This window comes from Protofrankia sp. Cr2, assembly GCF_963555885.1.
Classification (GTDB): domain Bacteria; phylum Actinomycetota; class Actinomycetes; order Frankiales; family Frankiaceae; genus Protofrankia.
This window is the reverse complement of sequence record NZ_CAUVXG010000014.1, coordinates 29002-50565: the sequence shown is the minus strand read 5'-3', so window position 1 is coordinate 50565 and position 21564 is coordinate 29002. Positions and strand designations below refer to the sequence as shown.

At 67.2% G+C, this 21564-nt stretch carries 21 protein-coding genes; 3 read left to right on the top strand and 18 right to left on the bottom strand.

The genetic code is table 11. From position 1 onward, the window contains the following. Nucleotides 1–6: 6 nt before the first annotated feature. From U9978_RS09360 to pdxH, 8 genes are all read right to left on the bottom strand, one after another. Nucleotides 7–1062, bottom strand: coding sequence for an alpha/beta hydrolase family esterase (locus tag U9978_RS09360; RefSeq protein ID WP_322760677.1), 1056 nt, complete (start codon nt 1060–1062; stop codon nt 7–9). A gap of 146 nt (nt 1063–1208) precedes the next feature. Beyond that, nucleotides 1209–1874: a hypothetical protein gene (locus U9978_RS09355; RefSeq protein ID WP_322760719.1), complete on the bottom strand. Its 666-nt coding sequence runs from the start codon at nt 1872–1874 to the stop codon at nt 1209–1211. Nucleotides 1875–2244: 370 nt separating this feature from the next. Further along, entirely contained in the window at nt 2245–3192 is a 948-nt protein-coding gene (locus U9978_RS09350) for a mechanosensitive ion channel family protein (RefSeq protein WP_416210906.1), read from the bottom strand. Nucleotides 3193–3474: 282 nt separating this feature from the next. Next, nucleotides 3475–4230: a hypothetical protein gene (locus tag U9978_RS09345; RefSeq protein WP_322760675.1), complete on the bottom strand. Its 756-nt coding sequence runs from the start codon at nt 4228–4230 to the stop codon at nt 3475–3477. 200 nt (nt 4231–4430) lie between these two features. Next, the gene (locus U9978_RS09340; protein ID WP_416210905.1) at nt 4431–5294 is read right to left on the bottom strand and encodes a L,D-transpeptidase; all 864 of its coding nucleotides are present in this window, start codon (nt 5292–5294) and stop codon (nt 4431–4433) included. After that, a complete protein-coding gene (locus U9978_RS09335; protein ID WP_322760674.1) occupies nt 5291–6088 on the bottom strand; it encodes a hypothetical protein in 798 nt (265 codons plus the stop codon). Before U9978_RS09335 ends, U9978_RS09340 begins: the two co-directional genes overlap by 4 nt. A 398-nt stretch (nt 6089–6486) precedes the next feature. Continuing rightward, nucleotides 6487–7950 carry an MFS transporter gene (locus tag U9978_RS09330; RefSeq protein WP_322760673.1) on the bottom strand — a complete coding sequence of 488 codons (1464 nt, stop codon included), beginning with the start codon at nt 7948–7950 and terminating at the stop codon, nt 6487–6489. Next, complete coding sequence (gene pdxH, locus U9978_RS09325; RefSeq protein WP_322760672.1) at nt 7947–8672, bottom strand: pyridoxamine 5'-phosphate oxidase; 726 nt, start codon at nt 8670–8672, stop codon at nt 7947–7949. Before pdxH ends, U9978_RS09330 begins: the two co-directional genes overlap by 4 nt. 407 nt (nt 8673–9079) lie before the next feature. Here pdxH and U9978_RS09320 point away from each other — a divergent pair, with 407 nt between their 5' ends. Beyond that, entirely contained in the window at nt 9080–10174 is a 1095-nt protein-coding gene (locus U9978_RS09320) for a citrate synthase 2 (RefSeq protein ID WP_322760671.1), read from the top strand. Next, on the top strand, nt 10167–11285 hold the full coding sequence (serC, locus tag U9978_RS09315) for a phosphoserine transaminase (RefSeq protein WP_322760670.1): 1119 nt from the start codon (nt 10167–10169) through the stop codon (nt 11283–11285). The genes U9978_RS09320 and serC overlap by 8 nt, the downstream gene beginning before the upstream one ends. Before the next feature lie 161 nt (nt 11286–11446). Here the strand turns inward: serC and U9978_RS09310 are convergent, their stop codons facing one another. After that, a complete protein-coding gene (locus tag U9978_RS09310) occupies nt 11447–12814 on the bottom strand; it encodes a citrate synthase (RefSeq protein ID WP_322760669.1) in 1368 nt (455 codons plus the stop codon). A 543-nt stretch (nt 12815–13357) separates the two neighbouring features. Then, on the bottom strand, nt 13358–13999 hold the full coding sequence (thpR, locus tag U9978_RS09305) for an RNA 2',3'-cyclic phosphodiesterase (RefSeq protein ID WP_322760668.1): 642 nt from the start codon (nt 13997–13999) through the stop codon (nt 13358–13360). 211 nt (nt 14000–14210) lie between these two features. Here thpR and U9978_RS09300 point away from each other — a divergent pair, with 211 nt between their 5' ends. After that, a complete protein-coding gene (locus tag U9978_RS09300) occupies nt 14211–15224 on the top strand; it encodes a Gfo/Idh/MocA family oxidoreductase (RefSeq protein WP_322760667.1) in 1014 nt (337 codons plus the stop codon). A 45-nt stretch (nt 15225–15269) separates the two neighbouring features. Here U9978_RS09300 and U9978_RS09295 read toward each other — a convergent pair whose 3' ends face one another. The 8 genes from U9978_RS09295 to U9978_RS09260 form a co-directional block, all read right to left on the bottom strand. Next, nucleotides 15270–15695: a MarR family transcriptional regulator gene (locus U9978_RS09295; protein ID WP_322760666.1), complete on the bottom strand. Its 426-nt coding sequence runs from the start codon at nt 15693–15695 to the stop codon at nt 15270–15272. A 183-nt stretch (nt 15696–15878) separates the two neighbouring features. Further along, entirely contained in the window at nt 15879–16388 is a 510-nt protein-coding gene (locus U9978_RS09290; RefSeq protein ID WP_322760665.1) for a nuclear transport factor 2 family protein, read from the bottom strand. A gap of 43 nt (nt 16389–16431) precedes the next feature. After that, complete coding sequence (locus tag U9978_RS09285) at nt 16432–17232, bottom strand: SDR family NAD(P)-dependent oxidoreductase (RefSeq protein WP_322760664.1); 801 nt, start codon at nt 17230–17232, stop codon at nt 16432–16434. Between the two features lie 53 nt (nt 17233–17285). Then, nucleotides 17286–18050, bottom strand: a complete 765-nt coding sequence (locus U9978_RS09280) for a glucose 1-dehydrogenase (RefSeq protein WP_322760717.1) — start codon at nt 18048–18050, stop codon at nt 17286–17288. A 14-nt stretch (nt 18051–18064) separates the two neighbouring features. Continuing rightward, on the bottom strand, nt 18065–19243 hold the full coding sequence (locus U9978_RS09275) for an LLM class flavin-dependent oxidoreductase (protein ID WP_322760663.1): 1179 nt from the start codon (nt 19241–19243) through the stop codon (nt 18065–18067). Between the two features lie 80 nt (nt 19244–19323). Further along, nucleotides 19324–19854 carry a cupin domain-containing protein gene (locus U9978_RS09270; RefSeq protein WP_322760662.1) on the bottom strand — a complete coding sequence of 177 codons (531 nt, stop codon included), beginning with the start codon at nt 19852–19854 and terminating at the stop codon, nt 19324–19326. Continuing rightward, complete coding sequence (locus U9978_RS09265) at nt 19851–20651, bottom strand: ABC transporter ATP-binding protein (RefSeq protein ID WP_322760661.1); 801 nt, start codon at nt 20649–20651, stop codon at nt 19851–19853. Before U9978_RS09265 ends, U9978_RS09270 begins: the two co-directional genes overlap by 4 nt. Further along, entirely contained in the window at nt 20624–21538 is a 915-nt protein-coding gene (locus U9978_RS09260) for an ABC transporter permease (protein WP_322760660.1), read from the bottom strand. The genes U9978_RS09265 and U9978_RS09260 overlap by 28 nt, the downstream gene beginning before the upstream one ends. Nucleotides 21539–21564: the final 26 nt, after the last annotated feature.

Genomic DNA, 21564 nt, shown 5'->3' with positions numbered 1-21564 from the left:
AGGCTCTCAGAGGTTGGGTCCGGCTCGATGCGACCGCATCGGCGCGAGCAGCCGCCAGAGTACCGCTGCGGTGTTGAACCGGGCCGGACCGCTGCTGGGCGGCCAGCCATGGGCGACACCGGGAAGCAGGAACTCCACGACACGCTTGTCGGACGAGCAGCTCGTTTCCTTTTTTGTCGCCGAGTAACGGCTGCCGGCCGGGGATGCGGAGGCGGCCGTGGGTGTGGGTGTGGGTGTGGCCGTGGCCGCGGGCGTCGCCGTGGGCGTCGCCGTGGGCGTCGCCTGCCTGGTTGCGGTGGCGCCGGCCGTCGGTCGGTCATTGGGGTCCCGAGTCGATACCCCCACACCGGTAGTGCCCGACTGGCCACCGGCCGCATCGTCGGTCGGCAACCCGTCGACGTCGGTCCTGACGCTGTCCCGCGGTTGCGGGGGCGACGGGCAGTCGGCCCTGGCCCGGAACGGACCCAGGCTGTCCTCGACCGATGTCAGCGGTGTTCCCAGCGCATCGGACCAGGCAGTGCCATCGTAGGGAACGCGTTCATCGAGCTGTCCGTGCACGGCAACCACACCGACCGGTGCTGCCGGTGTGCAGTCAGTGGTCTGCAGACTGGCCGCCACCACGGCGATGCCGGCGATCTCGGCCGCGTGCTCACATGCGTAGCGGTAGGCGAGCATCCCACCGTTGGAGAAGCCGACCAGAATCACCCGGTGCCGGTCGATGGGATAGTGCTGTTCAAGATCGGAGATGAGGGCCCGTAACCATCCGACGTCGTCGATATGATCGGCCGCGGCCTGTCCGCAGCAGGTGCCGGCGTCCCACGATGTGTCCAGACCATCGGGATAGGCCACGGCGACGCCGGCACTGGCGGCGAGGGCATCGATGCCCCACTCCGCCTGGGGCTCGTGGCCATCGTTCGCAAGGCTGTGCAGCGCGACGACGAGCGGAAAAGGCCGCGGGGATGTGGCCGGTGGCAGGGTGAGGCGCAGCTGCGGCGTTCGCCCTGACCGTTCGTAGGCGTCCGGTCCGATCGTCGAGGTGGCGGCGCCGGCCACGGGCCTCATCGGCGGCATGGGAGACCGGCTTAGGTTGGCGCACCCTGCCGTGTTCCAGGTCAGGACGAGGACGAACCCGGTGATGAGGCTGAGGATGGTACGGCGACGCGAGGACGGCACCACACGGATTTTGTCCCGTCCGCCAGACGTCCCTCTCATCGGTGTCGGCGTTGATCTCCTCGCGGACCACGAAGGCCACGAGTGACGCCTGTCTCGCCGTCCCGGCCGGTGTGTGGTGCGGGAGCCGCGGTGGATCCGGGCAGAGTCGGAAAGACTCCCGGCTCCGTTGCTGCGCCCTGGCTACCCAGGCCGCAGCCGGACGGTGCCGGCATTGTGGTCTGCGTTGTGGTCTGCGTTGGGGTTGCGGCCGGCGCTGCGATCGGCCCGCTGACCGGTCGCTTCGATTCGGATAGCAGGCCGGGCTCGTGCCAGTGTTCGTCTGTCCTGACCACACCGAGACGGGGGCGGTTGGTCGGGCCGGTCCTGTCCATCAGCTCGGTGACATCAGCAATATCGATCACATCGGCCATGTCGGCTATATCAGCTACATCGACATCAGCTACATCGACCAGGTCGGCCGCATCCGACGTGGTTGCCTCAGTAGGAAGGTCTGACCGCAGGCTGGTCGCGGCGGCGCGCCGATACCGCACAAACGCCTCCTGAGCGCGGTTCTCCAGGTCGTGGACCAGTTCGAGCTGCTCGCGGACACGGCGCTCACCGGCTGGTCCGGCGGCGAGGAGGTCCGACAGGCAGTGGTCGACCGCGCGACGGGCCTGCAGCCAGACGAGGAGCAACCGGGAGCGCTCCAGGTCTGATGGCATGTCCACCGAAATGTCTCCCCCGTTTCCGGCGCTGCGCGCAGGTGCCCTGCGGCCGCGGACGGCCTGGGAACCCAGGCCGTCCGGCAGGCCGCATCCAGCGCGCCGCAAAGCGGAGCGACGGGACCGGCGCCGCCGTTGGTCGCGACACTCCGTCGTACCCAGAGTGCCTCACCTGCATCCCTCGCGTGCGTCAGTTCGCGCAAGGAGCATGGGTGCGTCGTGGGGATCTCGGATGGTTTGGGTGGTCCTTGGGTGCGATGGCGCAGTGTTCGTGATTGCCGAGTGTGAGCATCGTTCCAGGTGTGACCGCCGTGTCATGTCGTTACGAGGTCATGCCGTCACGAGGTCATGCCGTCACGAGGTCATGCCGTCACGACGGTTGCCTCGGCTCGGGGTCGAGACCTGATCCGTCGGTTGCCGTGGACGTATCCCGTTCGTGCACGGGGATCGGATCCGCAGGGTCCGCCGTCTGGCCGCCGTTGCCGTGACCCGCCGTCACCAGGTCACCGACCGGGGCGCCGACGAGGTCGCTCACCGGGACGACCACCGGCTCCTCGGCGGCAGCACGAGCCCGGTTGTCCCGCCAGGTGGCCCTGGCGGTCGTCAGTTCCGGGCCACCACGGCGCAGAAGCTCCTCCCAGCGGCGTTGCATCGGACGGATCAGGCCACCACCCACTCCGACGACCGTTACCCCGGTGACGGTCGTGAGCAGGGCATAGAGCAACGGGGTTGTCACTGCGGTGGCAAGTCCGAGTTCGTCCAGGGCGGCCTTGCCAAATCCGATCATTATGAGCACGGTTGTGGTGGTCGCCGCGGTGTTCGCGTAGGGAAGACCCGTCAGCGCCTCGCCGACGAAGGTGCGGGCAGCCGATGCAAGGGTGACGCCGAGTACGAGTACCGAACAGGCGAGAATCGCGTGCGCAAGCAGGATGACGAGGTCGTGGACGAGGTCGCTGACGGGGTTGCTGCCGAACAGGCCGAGGGCTAGCTGGAAGAGCGCAAGGAGTGCGACGGCGAATACTAGCCGTAGCAGGCCGATGCGCAGCTCGTGAGCGGGCCGGCGGAGCGCGCGGGTGAGCCCACCCCGATCGAGCAGGTTGTCGGCGCCAGCGCGATCAAGGAGACGGTTGATGATCCTGATGGCGGCGCGGACGGCTAGGCCGCCAGCGCACATGATGAATGCGAACGCTCCGATTTTCGGCACGATATGGACAAAATATAACCATACATCTGATAAGCCTTCATTCCACCCGGCGGCCTGCGGTGCCAATAGTCCCCACTCCCATCGCGACGGTCGCGCCCCAGGTCGGTTGCGCATCGGTCGGTCCTGCTGTGGTCGCTCGTGTGCTGGTCGCTCGTGCGCTGGCAGTTTGTGCGTGTGGGGCGTCGCCACCTAACGATCACCGCCTACCGATCGTCATCGATTGCCCACCGCATGCATGGAAACAGCACACATCATCGGCAACGATCACACCATGTTGCCACACGGGGGCGGAAAGTAGCGTTCGTGTAGTCCGTCCGTGGATGCACGCGGCGTGGGTGTCACATGATCGTTTGAAGACCGCCGGCTGACGCGGACCTATAGGAAGTCACGAACCGACTACTGGCTGGCAACCTTCCGGACGATCTGCCGTGCGACCCGGTTCACCACGGCCTGGTCGGGGTCGTCGAACACACGGCCGACGACGAACGAGCTCTGGACCTGGCCGTGGAACACGAACATCAGATCGAAGGTCATCGGTATCGGCGGCCCATCCAGAGTCATGGTCGCTTTCACCCTGGTCAGTGCGCTGACGCCGGGCGGCGCCTTGCGGACTGATGCCGACCCGACCGTGAACGTGCTGCTGGTGGGCAGGCCTGCGGCCTGGCCGTACTCGCGTTGGAGCAGCTGGCCGACGCAGGACGGGAAGGACGGCTCGGCGGCGACTCGAACGGCATTCGCAATCACCTCGACTGGATAGACCGCCGCGACCGAGCCCATGAAGACCTGGCTGTCACTCGTGGTGAAGTATGGTCCCTTGGCCGAGTCCAGCGGCTCCACCTTCGACCCAGCTGTGGATTCACCCATGCACGAGGCGAAACTGGTCATCGCGGCGACCGACAGCGCGCCACGGTTGTCCAGCGACGTACTGGCGCCGAAGCCGGTCGTCTCCGGCCCCTCGGTCAGCACGTAGTCGTCGGCGTGCAGCGACGTACGGGCGGCTGCCTGCTGCGTCGGGGGCACCGGCTCGGTTCCCACCGCCGCCGGACCGGGGCCTTTTCCGCCTCCGCAGGAGCTGGTTACGAGCCCCAGCAGGACGCAGACCAAACCGAGGCCGAGTGCTTGGACCCGATCACGCCGCGTCGCCAGCAACATCCCTATCACTTGTGTACCCCCTGGATGCCGCGGTGGGTTCGGTTCGGCCGTTGTCATGGTCTCCGACAGCGTAAAGAACCATGATCACGTCACCGGTTACGTCACGTGCCTCCGAACGATGTGAATCCGGTGTCGCTAGAACAGCACTGGATTCACATCGTTCACGGCAGCGGTGCCAGAAGTAGGGGGTCAGCAGGGGGTCAGGCCGCGATTTCCACCGGGGTACCCAGCGGGAGTATTTTCGCGAGCCTGGTGATGACATCGTTGCGAACCCGGATGCAGCCGTGGCTGACATCCTGCCCGACCAGGTTGGGCTGGTTTGTTCCGTGGATGCCGATCACCGGGTCCTCCCCGTCGAAGGAGTCGAGGGTGGTGGAGAACCCGCTGAGCCCGAAGGCGTACGGACCGTAGGCGCCGGCCGGGTTGCGTGGCTGGAGCAACTCGGTCACGTAGAAGTGGCCACCGGGCGTCGGGGTGTCGGTTGTGCCCACGGCGATGGGCTCGTCCACGACGATCGTGGTCTTGTCGTAGACCCGCAGGCGGTGATCCTTGCGGGCTACCACGATGTGGTAGCCCGTCAGGCTGGCCTTCACCTGGGACGCCTTCACCCAACCGGTGCTGCCGTTGGGCTCCACCGGCAGCAGGACGTGCCACCAGTTCGGGAGTTTGGCCACCACCAGGAACACCCGCGGAGCGCCTGCCGGGTTCGGGCTGTGTAGTTGGGAGGACGCGGTTTTCGCCGTGGGGCTCTTGTAGATGTCCACCACGGCGCCGGCCGCAGTCACGATCGTGTTCATCCCGTCGGCGTTGACGGCGGTCACGGCCGCGAGCTGGCTACGCACCGGATCCGGAATGGCGGTCGCGGATGCCTGGGGCTGGGCTTTTGAACCCCCACCACCGCAGCCCGTGAAAGCAACCATGCCACCGACGACGAGCAGCGCGATCTTCATGCGCCGGCGGGTCGGTCGGCGGTCAGCCGGGAGACGGTCGGTGGAAATCGATATGGCGGACGCCGCCGGCCCGGATACGGGGCGACGGCGTCCGATCAGAGCTGAGGAGATCATCCCGTGAAGTGAACCTTGTCGGTGACGATAGCCGTTGCCGGGGCCGCGACCGGCGCGATCGTCGTCGACACCGGCACGGTCCCGCCACTACCCGCGCCGCTTGTCTTGGTCGCGGTGGGGGATGCCGTGGTGGTGGTCGGGCAGTCCGCGATGGCGAAGGCCGGGATCGCGAGCACGACCTCTTCGTTCTTCAGGTCGAATGCGCCCGCGATCACGACGTCAGCCGACGTGTCCAGGGAGACGGTCTTGCCGGCCCCGATCTCACCGAAGTTGTAGTTGACGTCGGTGTCGATCCACGCAAAGCCGTAAGCCTTGGAGGAGGTGTTCTTGAGCGTCCAGACGGGCCCCTTCGGGCCGCAGGTGAAGCTGAGCGCCAGCGGCTGGGGAACCAGGTCGTCCAGCGACACATCGTCCGGCAGCCAGGGCGCGAGATCGATAAGTTGCTTGTCCAGGCCGGACAGCGGTATTCCCGGCAGCGACGGCAGGCCCGACGGAAGGGATCCGCCCCCGGGCCGCTTGGTCACCGGCGGCTGGGACGGCAGCACGTCTTTGCCCTGCGGCGGTACCGGGGGCGTCGCGTTTTCGGCTGGCCCGGCCGGCGCCGTCGCGACCGGCGTACCACTGGCAACCGCAGCCGGCGCAGCTGATGCCAGCGCGGCAGTAGTTGCGGTGGCTGTGGGCAAGGTGTTCGCTGCGTCGGCGTCGTTTGTCGCCCAGGCCGCAGGCGCGGCCAGCCCGACGGTTATCGAGCCGATTACGCAGGCCAGAGCCAGTCGCGTCCTGCCCAAACGCATTGTGTGTGTCCCCTCAGACGTCAGATGGGCTGGATACAGGGCCTGTGGCCACCGTCACAGCCGCGTTTCCGGGGAACCATACCAACGCCCATTTCGGAGTTCGCGGGCGGGGTGGCATGCAATGAACCAGGACCCGTCGACGTGTGAGTACGTTTTGGTCTCGTAGCTTGTCAGCCTGGCTCGGTCGGTTAAATCATATGATCGTTGGTAGCTGAAAAAGTCACCGGTCAGGGCTTAGAGCGACCGGCAATAGGGACGCGGCGTCGCGGGGCTGGGGCACGCACCTCGCATCGTTGTCGTCGGTCGACACCCAACACCTCCGGTGCCTCCCTCCGCCGTCTCGCGATCTACGCACCCCAGCCCCATTTCTTGATCCAAGACCCTATTGCCGGGCGCTCTTATTCGTCCACCGCCGGCTTTTCGGTGATCGTCACTCGGCGTTGGTCACTCAGCGTTGGTAAGTGCGGACGCTCACTCGGGTCCGCCATCACCTCGCGGCTCTCGGCTGCGGCGACGGCGGCCCGCGAGTCATATCGGACGAACGACGGCACAGCCGCCGCGAGCAACGCGGCGCCGGCAACGCATGCCAACCCGCCGCTGACCACCGAGAACATCGGCGAGACCAGAACTGCCGCCGTTCCCGCCTCAAGATCCCCCAGGCGCGGGCCGCCCGCGACGACCACGATGAACACGCCCTGAAGGCGTCCGCGCATCGCGTCCGGTGTGGCGACGTTGAGCATCGAGTTCCGGAATACCGCACTGACCATGTCGGCGGCGCCGGCGGTGGCGAGTAGCAGCGCACCGGCGGCGAGGTTGTGGACGAGCCCGAATCCGGCGATCGCCGCACCCCAAATGATCACTGCGACGACCACAGCCAGCCCGTGGCGCCGGATGCGGCCGAACCAGCCGCCGACCACCGCCCCGGCCAGCGCGCCCGCGGCGACCGCGGCGTAGAGCAGCCCGGCGGTCTGCGTCCCGCCGTCGAACTGTGTTCTGGCGAGCTCGGGGAACAGCGCCCGCGGCATTCCGAACACCATCGCGACAATATCTATGGCGAATGTCATGAGCACTACCGGTTGGCCGCGTAGGAAGCGTAGTCCGTCGACGACGCTCGCGACGTCGGCCCGGGTGCCGCCGCCCGTCGGCGGCATCGACGGCAGCCGCGCAAGCGCGTAGAGCGCGGCACCGAAGGTCACGACGTCCATCCCGTAGGCAAGGGTGTAGCCCGACGCCGCGACCGCCACCCCGGCTAGCAGCGGACCGGCGGTCAGGGCGGTGTTCCAGCCGATCTGCTGCAGCGCCGTGGCTGCCGGAAGCTCCCGCAGTGGCACGAGGTTCGGCATCATCGACCGCCGGGCCGGTTGGTCGACGGATATCAGCGCGGACTGGGCGGCCACGAGGGCGAACAGCGGCCAGACCGTATGCAGGTCGACGAGCGCGAGAACGAACAGCCCGACCGACACCGCGGCCAGCCCGCAGGAAGTGACCAGCGCAAGCCGCCGTCGGTCGACGGCGTCCGAGATCGCTCCGCCGAACATCCCGAAGACGACCAGCGGGACCAGCGCGACCAGGCCGGTCAGTCCGACCACGAATGAGGACCTGGTGATGTCGTAGACCTGTAGCGGTACCGCGGTGGTAGTGATCATTGAGCCGACCGCGGAGACGGTCTCGCCTGCCCACATCCGCCGGTAGGCCGGGTAGGCCCGCAGCGGTCCGATGTCGGTCAGCACGGTGCCGGCGATCCGCCGGCCGAGCCCCGGTGCCCGGCCTCGGGACGTCACGTGTTCGGACACCCCCGCCGGGTGCCCGGCGGTCGGCCCGGCGGGCCCGCCGGTGCCGACCACGGTGTCGGGCTTCTTCACGGTGCCAGGCGTTCGATCACCCAGTGCTCATCGCGAGCAGAGCGACACGCCTCGCCCGCGTCGGTCCGGCGGAAGCGGAGCCGGTCGTGGAGCCGGTCGTGGCGGCCCGCCCAGAACTCGACGCTGTCCGGGACGAGCCGTAGCCCGCCCCAGAACGGGGGTACCGGGATCGGCTCGGGTTCGGGCCAGCGGGCGGCGAGCTCCGCCCGACGTCGTTCAAGCACATCCCGGGAATTGATCGTTTCGGACTGGTGGCTCACCCACGCCGCGAGCCGGGACCCGCGCGGGCGGGTGCGGAAATAGGCCGCCGTCTCCTCGGTCGACACCCGTTCGAGCGTGCCGGCGACGACGATCTGGCGTCCCAGCGCATGCCAGGGAAAGACCAGCGAGCCGTAGGGGTTCGTCGCCGCGTCGCGGCCCTTGCGGGATGTGTAGTTGGTGAACAGCGTGAAACCGCGTTCGTCGAACGCTTTGAGCAGGACGATGCGGGCACTGGGCCGGCCGCGTGCGTCCGCCGTGGCGAACACCATCGCGTTCGGTTCGGCCAGCGCCGATCCCGGTGCGGCGCCCGCGGCGGACGCCTCGGTGAACCAGCGCGCGAACTGACTCAGCCAGGTAGGGGCGAGATCGGACTCGGACAACCCGCCGGTGGCGTAATCGCGCCGCTGGGTCGCCGGGTCCGGGACGGTCTGTGGCTGAGCGCGGTTCGGGTGCTGCGACACCTGACCGATCCTGGCACCTGATCGATCCTGGCACTCGGCCAAGCCGGGAACCCGGGAACCCGGGAACCTGGGAAGCGGCATCCGACCGCGGAACCGCAGCAGACAGTTGTGAGCTGTGACACACCGAGCGGATGGCGCCAGGTGGCGTGGCGCCGGGAACGTCCGTCCGGTGGGTAGGGTTCACCGGTGCCGGCGGCTACCGGCCCGGTGCCGGTCCGGTGCCGGGTCTGCGGTTGGCCTGGGGTTGTCCTGCGCGAATGTGGCACTACCCCCGACAACAGGGCAGGATGCAGACAGGCAATTGGGTATGACGATGTATCAGTTACGGCTGGCGTTCGGTGCTCGGGAGTGGCCCGGCGTACCGCCAACGGCACCGGCCGGGGACAGGAAGCGGAGCCCGGACTTCGATGGCCGACAGGACAAGCGACTTCAAGCCCGGCCTGGAAGGCGTGATCGCCTTCGAGACCGAGATCGCGGAGCCGGACAGGGAAGGTAACGCGCTGCGGTATCGCGGCGTCGACATCGAGGACCTCGTCGGCAAGGTCGACTACGGCCACGTGTGGGGGTTGCTCGTCGACTCCTCGTTCGAGCCCGGCCTGCCGCCGGCGGAGCCCTTCCCGTTGCCGGTGCACTCGGGCGACATCCGAGTGGATGTGCAGAGCGCGCTTGCCACGCTCACCCCCTACTGGGGTTTCGGCCAGCTCATCGATATCTCCGATGCCGAAGCCCGGGACAACCTGGCGCGGGCGTCGGTGGTGGCGTTGTCCTTCGTCGCGCAGGCGGCACGCGGTCTCGGTCTGCCCGCCGTCTCGCAGAAGGAAGTCGACAAGGCCCGCACGATTACTGAGCGTTTCATGATCCGCTGGCGGGGAGAGCCGGATCCCAAGCATGTCCAGGCAGTGGATGCCTACTGGGTATCAGCAGCCGAGCACGGCATGAACGCGTCCACGTTCACCGCCCGGGTGGTGGCCTCCACCGGCGCGGACGCGGCGGCCGCACTGTCCTCGGCGGTCGGGGCGCTGTCCGGTCCGCTGCATGGCGGGGCGCCGTCCCGGGTGCTCGCGATGCTGGACGATGTCGAGCGCACCGGCGACCCGGTCGGTTACGTACGTCGCGCGCTTGACCGCAAGGAGCGGCTGATGGGTTTCGGTCACCGGGTATACCGCGCGGAGGATCCACGCGCCCGGGTGCTACGGCGGACGGCCCGCGACCTTGGTTCACACCGTTACGAGGTGGCCGAGGCGCTGGAAGCCGCGGCCATCGAGGAGCTCACGAACCGGTACCCGGACCGCCCGCTGCGGACGAACGTCGAGTTCTGGTCCGCCGTCGTGCTGGACTACGCGCAGGTACCGCCGCACATGTTCACGTCCATGTTCACCTGTGCCCGTACCGCCGGTTGGAGCGCCCACATCCTGGAGCAGAAGCGCACCGGACGCCTCATCCGCCCGTCCGCGCGCTACATCGGTCCGGCGCCGCGACCGCTGGGTGACGTCCATGCCTGACGGCATCGTCATCCCCGGGCATCTGCGTCCCGTTGACGGGCGTTTCGGTTGTGGCCCGTCCAAGGTCCGCCCCGAGGCGGTCGCACAGCTCGCCGCGACCGGAACGTCCCTACTCGGGACCTCGCACCGGCAGCAGCCCGTGCGCAACCTGGTCGGACGCGTCCGCGCGGGTCTCGCCGACCTGTTCTCGCTGCCCGACGGCTACGAGGTGGTGCTCGGCGTCGGCGGCTCCACTGCCTTCTGGGATGCGGCCGCGTTCAACCTGGTGCGGGAACGCTCGCAGCATCTGGTGTTCGGGGAGTTCGGCGGAAAGTTCGCCGACACCGCTAAGGGCGCGCCGTTCCTGGCCGAGCCGTCGATCATCACCTCGGTGCCCGGCAGCCATCCCGACTGGGCACCCGAGCCGGGCATCGACGTGTACGCCACCCCGCACAACGAGACGTCCACGGGCGCGGCGAAGCCGGTCCGCCGGCCGGTCGGGGCGGACGCGGGTGCGCTGCACCTGGTCGACGCGACCTCCGGCGCGGGCGGGCTACCCGTCGACATCCGCGAGGTCGACGCCTACTACTTCGCACCACAGAAGAGCTTCGCCTCTGACGGCGGCTTGTGGGTGGCGCTGCTCTCACCGGCCGCGATCGAGCGGTTGGCCGAGATCGCCGCGTCCGATCGGTGGATCCCGCCGTTCCTGGACCTCACGACCGCCCGGGACAACAGCTCCAAGGACCAGACCTACAACACCCCGGCGGTGGCCACCCTGTTCCTGTTCGCCGACCAGGTCGAGTGGATGCTCGCCCGCGGCGGCCTGGACTGGTGTGTGCGGCGGACGGCGGAGTCGTCGTCCATTCTCTACACCTGGGCGGACAAGGTGCCCTACGCGACACCGTTCGTCACCGATCCGGCACAGCGTTCACAGGTCGTGGTCACCATCGACTTCGACGGCGTGGATGCGGCGGTCGTCGCGAGCACGCTGCGCGCGAACGGCATCGTGGACGTCGAGCCGTATCGCAAGCTCGGCCGCAATCAGCTGCGGGTCGCTTGCTTCCCGGCAGTTGAGCCGGCCGATATCCAGGCGCTGACCGGCGCCGTCGACTACGTGGTCGAACGGCTGTAACCGGTTCGATCCGTAACGGGCTCTTAATCGCACGAACCTCGAAAAATCACCGCCGTGGCTCATGTCTGGTAGATCTTCAAGTAGCGGATCTACCAGACATCCGGCGGGTTGAGCGGGCTGGACGGGCTGGTCACCTTCGGGCAGGGCAGGGCAGGGCAGGGCTATCGGCGCGGACGCGTCGGAGCGGCCTGGGCCGCGAGGGCTGCGATCGCGTCGGATTCGCCGCCGATGTCGGGGGAGCGATTTTCGATCAACGTGTACGGACGCTCGTCGTAGCCGACGTAGAGCTGGCGTGGCCGGGCGATCTTCTGCTCGGGGTCGAGTAGACCTTCCTCCCACTGGGCGAGCCAGCCGGGCATCCGTCCGATCGCGAACAGCACCGGGAACATCTCGACCGGGAAGCCCATGGCCTGGTAGATGATGCCGGTGTAGAAGTCGACGTTGGGGTACAGCTTGCGCTTGATGAAGTACTCGTCCTCGAGCGCGATCCGTTCCAGTTCCATGGCCAGGTCGAGTAGCGGGTTCGTTCCGGTGACCTTGAACACCTCGTCGGCCACCTGCCGGATCATCCGGGCGCGTGGATCGTAGTTCTTGTATATCCGGTGCCCGAAGCCCATCAGCTTCTTCTTGCCGTCCTTCACCTTCGCGATGAAGGCGGGAATGTTCTCCACCGAACCGATGTCGGTGAGCATCCGCAGTACCTGCTCGTTGGCGCCACCGTGCAACGGGCCGTACAGTGCGGAGATCGCGGCCGCGGTCGCGGAGAAGGGGTCGGCCTGGGAGCTGCCGACCGCGCGCATCGCGTTCGCCGAACAGTTCTGCTCGTGGTCGGCGTGCAGGATGAACAGAACGTCGAGCGCGTGTTCGAGGTTCGCGTCCGGCTCGTATTTGAGCTCGGTGGCCTTCCACATCATGTTCAGGAAGTTGCCCGCGTACGACAGGTCGTTGTCCGGGTAGACGTAGGGCAGCCCGATCGAGTGCCGGTAGGAGAACGCGGCCAAGGTCGTGATTTTCGCGATCAGGCGCACGATCTGCAGGCGTCGCAGGCCCGGATCCGTTATTTCCTTCGCGTCCGGGTAGAACGTCGACAGGGCGCCGACGGTCGACAACAGCATGCCCATCGGGTGCGCGTCGTGGTGGAAGCCGTCGATGAACTTCTTGATCGACTCGTGGACGAGGGTGTGGTGGGTGATTTCGTCCTCCCACACCGCCAGCTCCGTGCCTGTCGGCAGCTCACCGGCGAGCAGCAGGTAGGCGACCTCGAGGAAGCTGCTCCGCTCCGCCAGCTCCGTGATCGGAAATCCACGGTAGCGCAGGATGCCGGCATCTCCGTCGATGAAGGTGATGGCACTGCGACAGCTCGCCGTGTTGGTGAAAGCGGGATCGTAGGTCATCAGACCGAAGTCGCCTTCGTCAACCTTTATCGACCGCAGGGCGGTGGCACGGATCGCGCCATCGGCGATCGGGATCTCATAGGTCTGACCGGTGCGGTTATCGGTGACGGTCAGGGTACTGACCTGCTCGGACACGCCGGGCTCCTCTCGCTGTAGCGATCACATCGGTGTGCGTGCGCCTTGGCTGTGGCGTCCGGGTCCGGACTGCTTGGGCCGGTTCGGCGGTAGGCAACGGTTGCCCCCAAGTCTCGCGGTTCGCGCCATCACACGCCCGCGATCGGTACCGTCCGCCCGGCGTGTCCTGCGACACCCGTTACATACCGTTCGGTGTCAATGCTCCGCGTCCATGACATGGCACGTTTAGTGAGGGATTTTAGTGGTTCGGGTGACGGGAGACATGCGGGCATACCGCCTGCGAATGAAGGGAGGGTTTTCCGTGAACAACGCCTGCCGTCGCCGTCGCCGTACCGGCTGCCCGGGTGGCAAGTCCGGGGTTGTACGGCCGGGGTTGTACGGCTGGCGTTGTACGGCTGGCGTTGTACGGCTGGCGTTGTACGCGTGGCCTTGTGCGGTCGGGACGGCGACGGCGGGCGCACCTGGGCACATCAACGACCGATAATTGTTGAATACATGTGAATATCGAGGAAAAATTGTTCTACTGGCCGGTGTGCACGATTTTCAGATACCGCGGAGGTCACCGTCGTCAACATCAGGAAGGGGACCCGGGCGACCGGACAGCGGCCAGCTGGCCGCTGTCTCATAGCGCCGGCCGGGATCCGGACCGTTCTGCAGCAGGATCAACATCTCGGCCGTCCAGGGTCGACAGGAGACGTTGGCAAGTGCCGCCACCATCGGTCGCAGATCCGGCCCTGGCGCATCCGGGGGCTCAGCGGATCGTGATGCGCCATGCCTGCGTCCCGGATGCGATCGTGCGACGGTCGCGAGGGTCAGATGACCACGCCAGGCCCGCGTGTCGTCGAGGCCGACGGCGCCGGCCAGCTTGGCTTCCCGCGCCACAGCCGCGGCCAGCGGTGCCAGTGGTGCCCCGTCGACATCGGCGAACAGGACCCGTGATCCGAAACGCCCGCCACCGGCAATCGTCACCGATGGCGGCGGGTGGCTGCGGGCAACGCAGGCGAGCCGTCCGGTGAGATCAGGAAGCACGGCGGCCGGGACCTCGCCGAGGAAGGCGAGCGTGATGTGCCAGCTTTCGGGCGGAGCCCAACGCACCTCCGCCGCCAGCTGTCGATGTTCGGTCCGCAGCCGTCTGACGGCAGCGAGGAGCGGATCGACGACACCAGCCGGTGGAATCAGAGCCACGAACAGTCGAGCCACACCTAGTGTCTATCCGATGGATCTTCGATCGTATCGATCAATATCCACCAGGTCAGCCCTTGTCATGCTTACCACGAAGAGTAAAATGATAAAAATCATTTTACTAAAACTCTTTTACTTCTCCGCGTGGAGAGTTTGAGACGGAGTAGTTACGAATTACGCTCCAGGCCGCCGCGGTGGCGGGCACTATCGGGGGGTGACAACGGTTCCCGAGCTGGTGGCCTCACGCGACCCGGCAGGCGCGCGCGAATGGCGTGAGCGCCGCCGCGACGCCCGGCGGCACCAGCCCGATCTTCCCGGTGCGATGGTTCTGGTGACCGATGGCAGCGACCGCACGACCGCGTCGGTCCTGCGCGACGCGGGTGTGGATGTCGTGGGCCTCCTTGCGCCCGAGCCGCTGGAATCGCTGGCCTGGGCCGCGGAGGCCGAGGCACCCAGGGCCTACGCCGATCTGGTCGCGATGCTGTCGGACGAGATCGAGTGTGTGTGCATCGAGATGATGCCGCCCGGGTCCGACGTGATCGCCCGACGAGCTGTTGAAGCGGGGCTGCACGTCCTGCTGTCGCGGCCGATGACCGCTGACCCCGAGGCGTTGCGGGCCGTTGCCGATCTCGCCGAGGAATCTGATCTCGCACACGTCGTCGCCATGAACGGGCGTGCCTGGCCGGCCGCCTGGCACGTGCAGGCGTCAGCATCCTCCCTCGGCCGCATCACCCAGGTGACCGTGTTCGCTGCCCCGGCCGGGTTGTCCGGTCGAGCCGAGATCATGGACCTGGTCGTGCGGTGGTGTGGAGACGTGATCGCCGTATGTGCCCACCCGCCCGCCATGCCCGCCGCGAGCCTCACCGATGACGCGCCTGTCACGCTGGCGCTGCTGTCGTCCAGCGGCGCCACGGTGCTGGTCAACGAACGACCAGACGGCCGGCTGGACGCCGCCACGATCACGATCTGCGGCACAGCAGGGCGGATGGTCGTGCAGGGCCGTCGTGTTCTACGCCAGGACGCGGACGGCACCCGGGATCTGCTGATGCGCGATGTGCCGGGCGCGCGTCCCGGTCTGGTCGAGGCGACCTATGACGTCGTGCGGGTCACGGAGCTCAACGACTCCGGTCTGGTGCGTGGCGCGACCTTCCACGATCTTCTGACGATCGCCCGGCTGCTCGCTGCCGCCGACGCCTCCCATGCCGGCGGCGGCTGGGTGGAGCTGTAGGCCGGCCCGGCCCCAGCCGTGCAGGGGTCCCATGCTGCGCGGCCATCACGAACCGGCCAGGGTGTCAAGGATGGGTGCGGCCCGCTCGAGGGCGGCCAGTTCGTCCGGGCTCAGCGACGCGAGCCGCTCGGCAAGCCACTCGTCGTGGCGCCGATGGTCGGCTTCAAGCAGGTTGAGGCCGGCCGCGGTGATCCCGGCGATGACCTGGCGGCCGTCGGTCGGATGCGCGCTTCGAGCGACCAGGCCGGCATCGGCGAGATGGGCGACCACCCGGGTCATCGACGGCGGCTGCACCCGTTCGTGCGCTGCAAGCTCACCAAGGGTCATCGAGCCATGTCGCTTCAGCGTCGCAAGAGCGGCGATCTGCGTGGGGGTCAGTGTGTTCGAGCGCTCCTGACGCAACCGACGCGACAGACGCATCACGGACAGGCGGAGGACCGACGCGAGTTGAGCTTCGGTGGCACTGTCCATCAGGTCAAGGTACCTTGTTAGCTCCGCTAAGTGGTAGGTGCTGGAAGTCGGGCTTCCGGCCCGGATCGGCGAAGCCGATCCGGGCGGTCCGGCGGGGGCTGACGGAGCCGGGGTACCCGTGCGGCGCGAAGCGGCGTGCGGGGAGCAGCGTGCGGGGAGCGATGAAGCGAGGTGCCGGCAGGTTCAATCAGCGCCGCTCGGGCGCGAACAGGCCGGTGGACTCCCGGTTATCACACCCCGATCCGGTACGTTGAACAGATGCAGGTGACGAGAGGTGAATAGCCACCCGGCTTCTTCCTTGCGAAACCGGTCGACGTACGTTCCGCTACGGCGTATCTCGCAGTTGCCGTCGGGATGAACGAAGCAGACCAACAGGAATGAGAACACGTGTGCCGCGGAGTGCGTCAACTCTCGAATTGAGATGTTCGTCGACATGTGCCGTGGCGACGAACCCGATGTATCGGCGGTGATATTCCATCGCTCCGCCATGGCCCCGACGATCGCGTCCCGGCCGGTCACCGGGACGGGGAACAATCCCGGATCGGGTGTGATGTCGTACGTCGCGTCCGCGGTGAACAGCGAGGTGAACGACTCGAAGTCACCGGAGTCGTAATAGAGGCCGTAATCCGCGATGACGGTCTTGATGGAATCCCGGTCGACCAGTTGTCTCAGGGCTGCATCGTGGTCGCTCATGACAGCGGCCCAAGAATGCTGACGGCGGTCTCGGACAGTGCCTTCACGCGCGTTCTCCGGAATCGACGGCGAAATTCGTGGACGCGCCGCGCATGCCGACAAGGGTCATCCCGCCGTCGACGGCGATGACCTCCCCGGTCAGGTAGCTTGCCGCGCGCGAGGCTACGAAAGTGACGACTGATGCCATTTCCTCGGGCTGTCCGATCCGCCGCATCGGCAGGCTGGCCAGTATCTTTTCCAGGTCGGCTCCGCCGAAACGGTCGACCCGTGGTCCGGCCGTCATGCCGGGACTGATTCCGACGACCCGCACCCCCCACGGTGCCAGTTCGCCGGCGAGGGTCCGGGTGAGCTGTTTCAGCGCCGCGTTCGTGGCACTGCCCACGGGGTTGTTCAGGACCACGACATCGGATGCGACACCGATCAGGTTGACGATGACGCCATCCCGTCGTGCGACCATCCGTTGCGCAACTTCTGTGGACAGTTTCGACACCCCGGCGAGTTTCAGCGCGACGGTGTCACTCCACGATGACCGCTCGGTCTCCCAGACCGGTCCGTACGGGGATTCTCCCGCGACGGTGGAAACGAGTACCTCGACCCCGCCGGCGAGGATCTCCTCTGCAGCCTGGACCCCCTTCTCGATGGAACGGTCATCGGTGAGATCCAACTCGACCACGCCCCGTAGGGCCGAGGCGTTCGGCCCCAGTGCGCGTTCGACCCGGTCCCGCGACCGCCCGCCCGCGATAACCGCGGCTCCTTCGGCCAGTAGCGATACGACGATCGCCCGGCCGATTGATCCAGAGGCGCCCACCACGAGCGCCCCGCGATCCTGTAATCCGATGTCCATCACATGTCCCGTCATCGCGCGGCTTCGCCGAAGGAAGCCGGACAATCGTGCGGTCAGCCTTCGCCGGGTCGTACCGGAACGGTCCAGCCGCCGTCGACGACCAGGTCGGCTCCGGTGATGAAACCTGCCCCGTCGCCGGCAAGGAAGAGAACGGCCTGCGCGATGTCCTCGACGGACCCCAACCTTTTGACGAGCAGATTGGGCAGCCATCGTGCCTCGACCTCGCTTGTGGTGGCGTCCCCGCCATGCACCATCGCAGTGTCGATCACACCGGGCAGGATGGCGTTCACCCGGATGTTCTGATCCGCGAGATCGACCGCGGCTGCTTTCGTCAGGCCTCGAAGGCCCCATTTGCTGGAAGTGTAGGCATGCGTTCGGCCACCGGCACGTATTCCGTTGATCGACGAGATGTTCACGATCGCGCCGCCGCCGGACCGCCCCATGAGCCCGCAGACCGACTTGATACCGAGGAAGGCCCCGGTGAGATTTGTTCCAACGACACGTTGAAATTCCTCGAGTGAGGTGTCGGCTATCCGGTTGAACGAGACGATGCCCGCGTTGTTCACCAGGACGTCGAGCCGGCCGAATCGCCGTTCGCACTCGGCCATCACGCCGATCCATGCAGACTCGTCGGTGACATCCAGATGGTGATAGCTGGCCTGGCCGCCGATCTCGGCGGCCAGGCGCTGTCCCTCGTCGTCGAGGATGTCGCCGATCATCACCGCAGCGCCGGCCGCCGCGAACGCACGTGCTTCAGCCGCTCCCTGGCCACGGGCTCCACCGGTGACGATGGCTACTTTGCCCTCGAATTGGCTGATAGTCGTGTTTCCTTTCAGCTCGCGTTCGCCGTGGCGCCGTTTGCCACGAGTGCCGCGGGTACCGGCTCGATCGCGGTGCGGTTCGCGGCTTCACCGCGCTCACGCCGGGCGACCTCCTCGTGGACGAGCGGGATGAGGTGGCGGCCGTAGTCAATGGAGTCGTTGTACGGGTCGTAGCCACGGATCAACAGGGTCGTCACGCCGATGTCGACGTAGTCGAGCAGCGCCTGCGCGACGGTGTCGGGCGTTCCGACCAGAGCGGTCGAGTTGCCAGCGGCGCCGGTGACAGCGGCGAGCGGCGTCCACAGTGCCCGGTCGTGCAGTTCGCCGGCGGCAGCCGCGGCGAGCAACCGCTGTGACCCGACGTTCTGCGGCGCCACATCGGGGCTGTAGCGCGCGCGGAACTGACGGAAGATGCTGTTGGGCGCGTCGATGCCGGCACGCGTGGTCGTCAGGATGTGGTGGGCCCGTTCCCAGGCCAGCTCCTCGGTCGGGCCGAGGATCGGCCGGAACGACACGCTTATCCCGGGCTGGGGGCGACCAGCGTTCGCCGCGGCCTGGTTGACCGCGGCGATCTGCTCGGCGGTCTCGGCCAACGGTTCGCCCCACAGCGCGAACACGTTCGCCTGCCTGCCACCGACCCGGTAGGCCGCAGGTGACGACCCGCCGAAGTAGATCGGGATGTGCGGCTGCTGGACTGGCCGCACGGTGGCCAGGTGGTCGTCCAACTTGTAGTACCGGCCGTCATGGCTGAACGGTTCGGTCGACGTCCAGGCCCTTCTGACGATGTCGAGGTACTCGTCGGTACGGTCGTAGCGTTCGTCCTTGGTCAGGTAGTCGCCGTCACGCCGTTGCTCAGCATCGTTGCCACCGGTGATGATGTGGACGGCGACCCTGCCCGTGGAAAAGTGGTCGAGGGTGGCGAAGTAGCGTGCCGCCACCGTTGGGAAGACCACGCCCGGCCGGTGCGCGATCAGATAACCCAGCCGTTCGGTGTTGGCGGCCGCGTAGGCAGCGACCTGGATGTTGTCAGGTGAACTGGAACCGTAGCCGATGAGCACCTTGTCGAAGCCAGCGTCCTCGTGCGCTCGCGCGGACCGGCGGACGTAGTCGCGGTCGACGACCGGTCCTGACGTCTGGTGTGTCTCTGACCCTTCCCTGGTGGAGATGAGTCCGATGAACTCGATGGGCATCGTGGAACTCCTTGCGAGCCTGGGATGGGTATGCGGGCGGATGCGGGCTGGATACGAGCTGGATCCGAGCGGCGAGGGGTCTACGAACAACCGTCGACGTCCGAGCCGTTGGTCAGGACCGGTCCGGCCCACGCCAGGCCCGCGAGGTTGACCACGATCGCTTCCTGGGTGCTTCGAGCGATCACGACGACGGCCTCGATGTCGGGGTCGGGGTTTTCCTCGCGATGGGGGATCCACGGCGGCACGAAGATGAAGTCGCCGGGTGAGGTCCGCACGCGAACTTCCCGTCCCGCACCCGGACCCTGCTCCCCATCGACGTTCTGGTCCAGGAAGACGAACTGTGGGTGGCCGCTCACCACGTAGATCGCCGTTTCGGAGTCGCCGTGGTGGTGGTCGCCGGACGCGGTCGCCGGGGCCACGTGGACCTGCCCCATCCACAGTGTGGACGAGCCGACGGTCTTGCCGCTGATCGCCGAGAACCGGAGCATTCCGCCGGTCTGTGCAGTGTCCGGGCTCAGGTTCGCCTGAGTGATCTGGTGGAGCCGGCGGTGGAAGGGATCCACATCGCTGAATCCGGGTGGGCTGAATCCGGGTGCGCGTTCGGCGGTCATGACTCGTTCGTGCCCCGATGCGGGTCATGTGTGACCCCGAGCCAGGCGAGCAGCTCGGCCCGTAGTTCGACGAAGGCCGGGTCGGTGACGCTTCGGGGTCTGGGCAGGGCCACGTCAACGCTGTGCGCGATCACCCCGTTTTTCATGATCATTGCACGGTCGGCCAGCAGGAGCGCTTCCTCGACATCGTGCGTGACCAGCAGAATCGCCGGGTTGTGGCGCTGCCAGAGCAGTTCCACAAGGCTCTGAACCTTGATCCGGGTGAGGGCGTCAAGGGCGCCGAACGGCTCGTCCAGCAGCATCAGTTCGGGGTCGCGCACCAAAGCCCGGGCCAGCGACGCCCGCTGTGCCTCGCCGCCGGACAGCGTCTTGGGCCAGGCGTCGGCGCGGTGGGCCAGGCCCACTTCTTCCAGCGCAGCGACCGCGCGGGCCTTGTCCGGTCGGCCGGGCAGGCCGAGGATGACGTTGCGCCAGACACGTTTCCAGGGCAGCAGGCGCGGTGCCTGGAACGCCACGGCCCGCCGGGACGCCACCCGGACATCTCCGCTGATCTCGGTGTCGAGGTCGGCGAGGATGCGTAGCAGCGTGCTCTTCCCGCAGCCACTCGCGCCGAGCAGCGCGACGAACTGTCCGGCCGGCACATCCAGGTCGAGGCTTTCGATGACGGTGTTGGCACCGAAGGCGCGTCGCAGGTTGCGGACTCCCACCGCGAGCGGGGTGCCCTCCGGTGCTGTCGTGCGCGGAGCGGGAGCGGGAGCAAGCAGCGTGCTCATGCTCCGCTGAAGGCTGGTCGCCACGACAGCAGCACCCTTTCGAGAAGTCGGACGAAGGCGTCGACAGTGAGCCCGAGGAAGGCGTAGACCACGAGGCAGACCACCATGATGTCGGTCCGCTGGAACTCCTGGGCGTCGTTCATGAGCTGGCCGAGGCCTTGGTTGGCGTTGACCTGCTCGGCGAAGACGAGTGCCAGCCACGCGATGGCCAGGGAGAAGCGCATGCCGACCAGGACGTTGGGCAGCGCACCCGGCAGGATGACGTGTCGGATCAGGCCCCACTTGCCCAGTCCGACCGTGCGCGCGGCCTCGACCAGGTTGGAGTCGACGTTGCGGATGCCGGCGTAGGTGTTGAGGTAGAGCGGGAAGGTGACACCGAAGGCGATCAGAGCGATCTTCGGCGTCTCGCCGATGCCGAACCAGATGATGAACAGCGGGATAAGACCGATGAACGGCACTGTCCGGATCATCTGAACCGACGCGTCGATGAGATCCTCACCGAGCCGGAACAATCCGGCTATCAGCGCCAGAGAGATCCCGACGGACCCGCCGAGCAGCAGGCCGCTGCCGACCCGTTGCAGTGATACTCCGATAGCTTCTGGAAGATCGCCGTTGCTGACGAGATCGCCGAAAGTGGTAGCCACTGTCCATGGGGAAGCGAGCAGTTCGGTGGATGTACTGCCGCTCCAACTCGCGATCTGCCACAACAGCAGCAGAAGCAGCGGGCCTACCGGCCGCCGGAGCCACCGGGGCACACCGCGCCGTCTGGCAGTGGACGGGGTGACCGTGACCAACGTCGGGATGGGTACGGACGATGCGCCGGTGGCTGGCGGGTGCGGATCGTCGACCGCAGTCTGGCCGGGCGCGCGTGCCGCCGCGTCCTTTTCGACAGGAAGCGTCTGGGTTGTCACAGGTTCTCCGCGGTGATTGGTGCTGG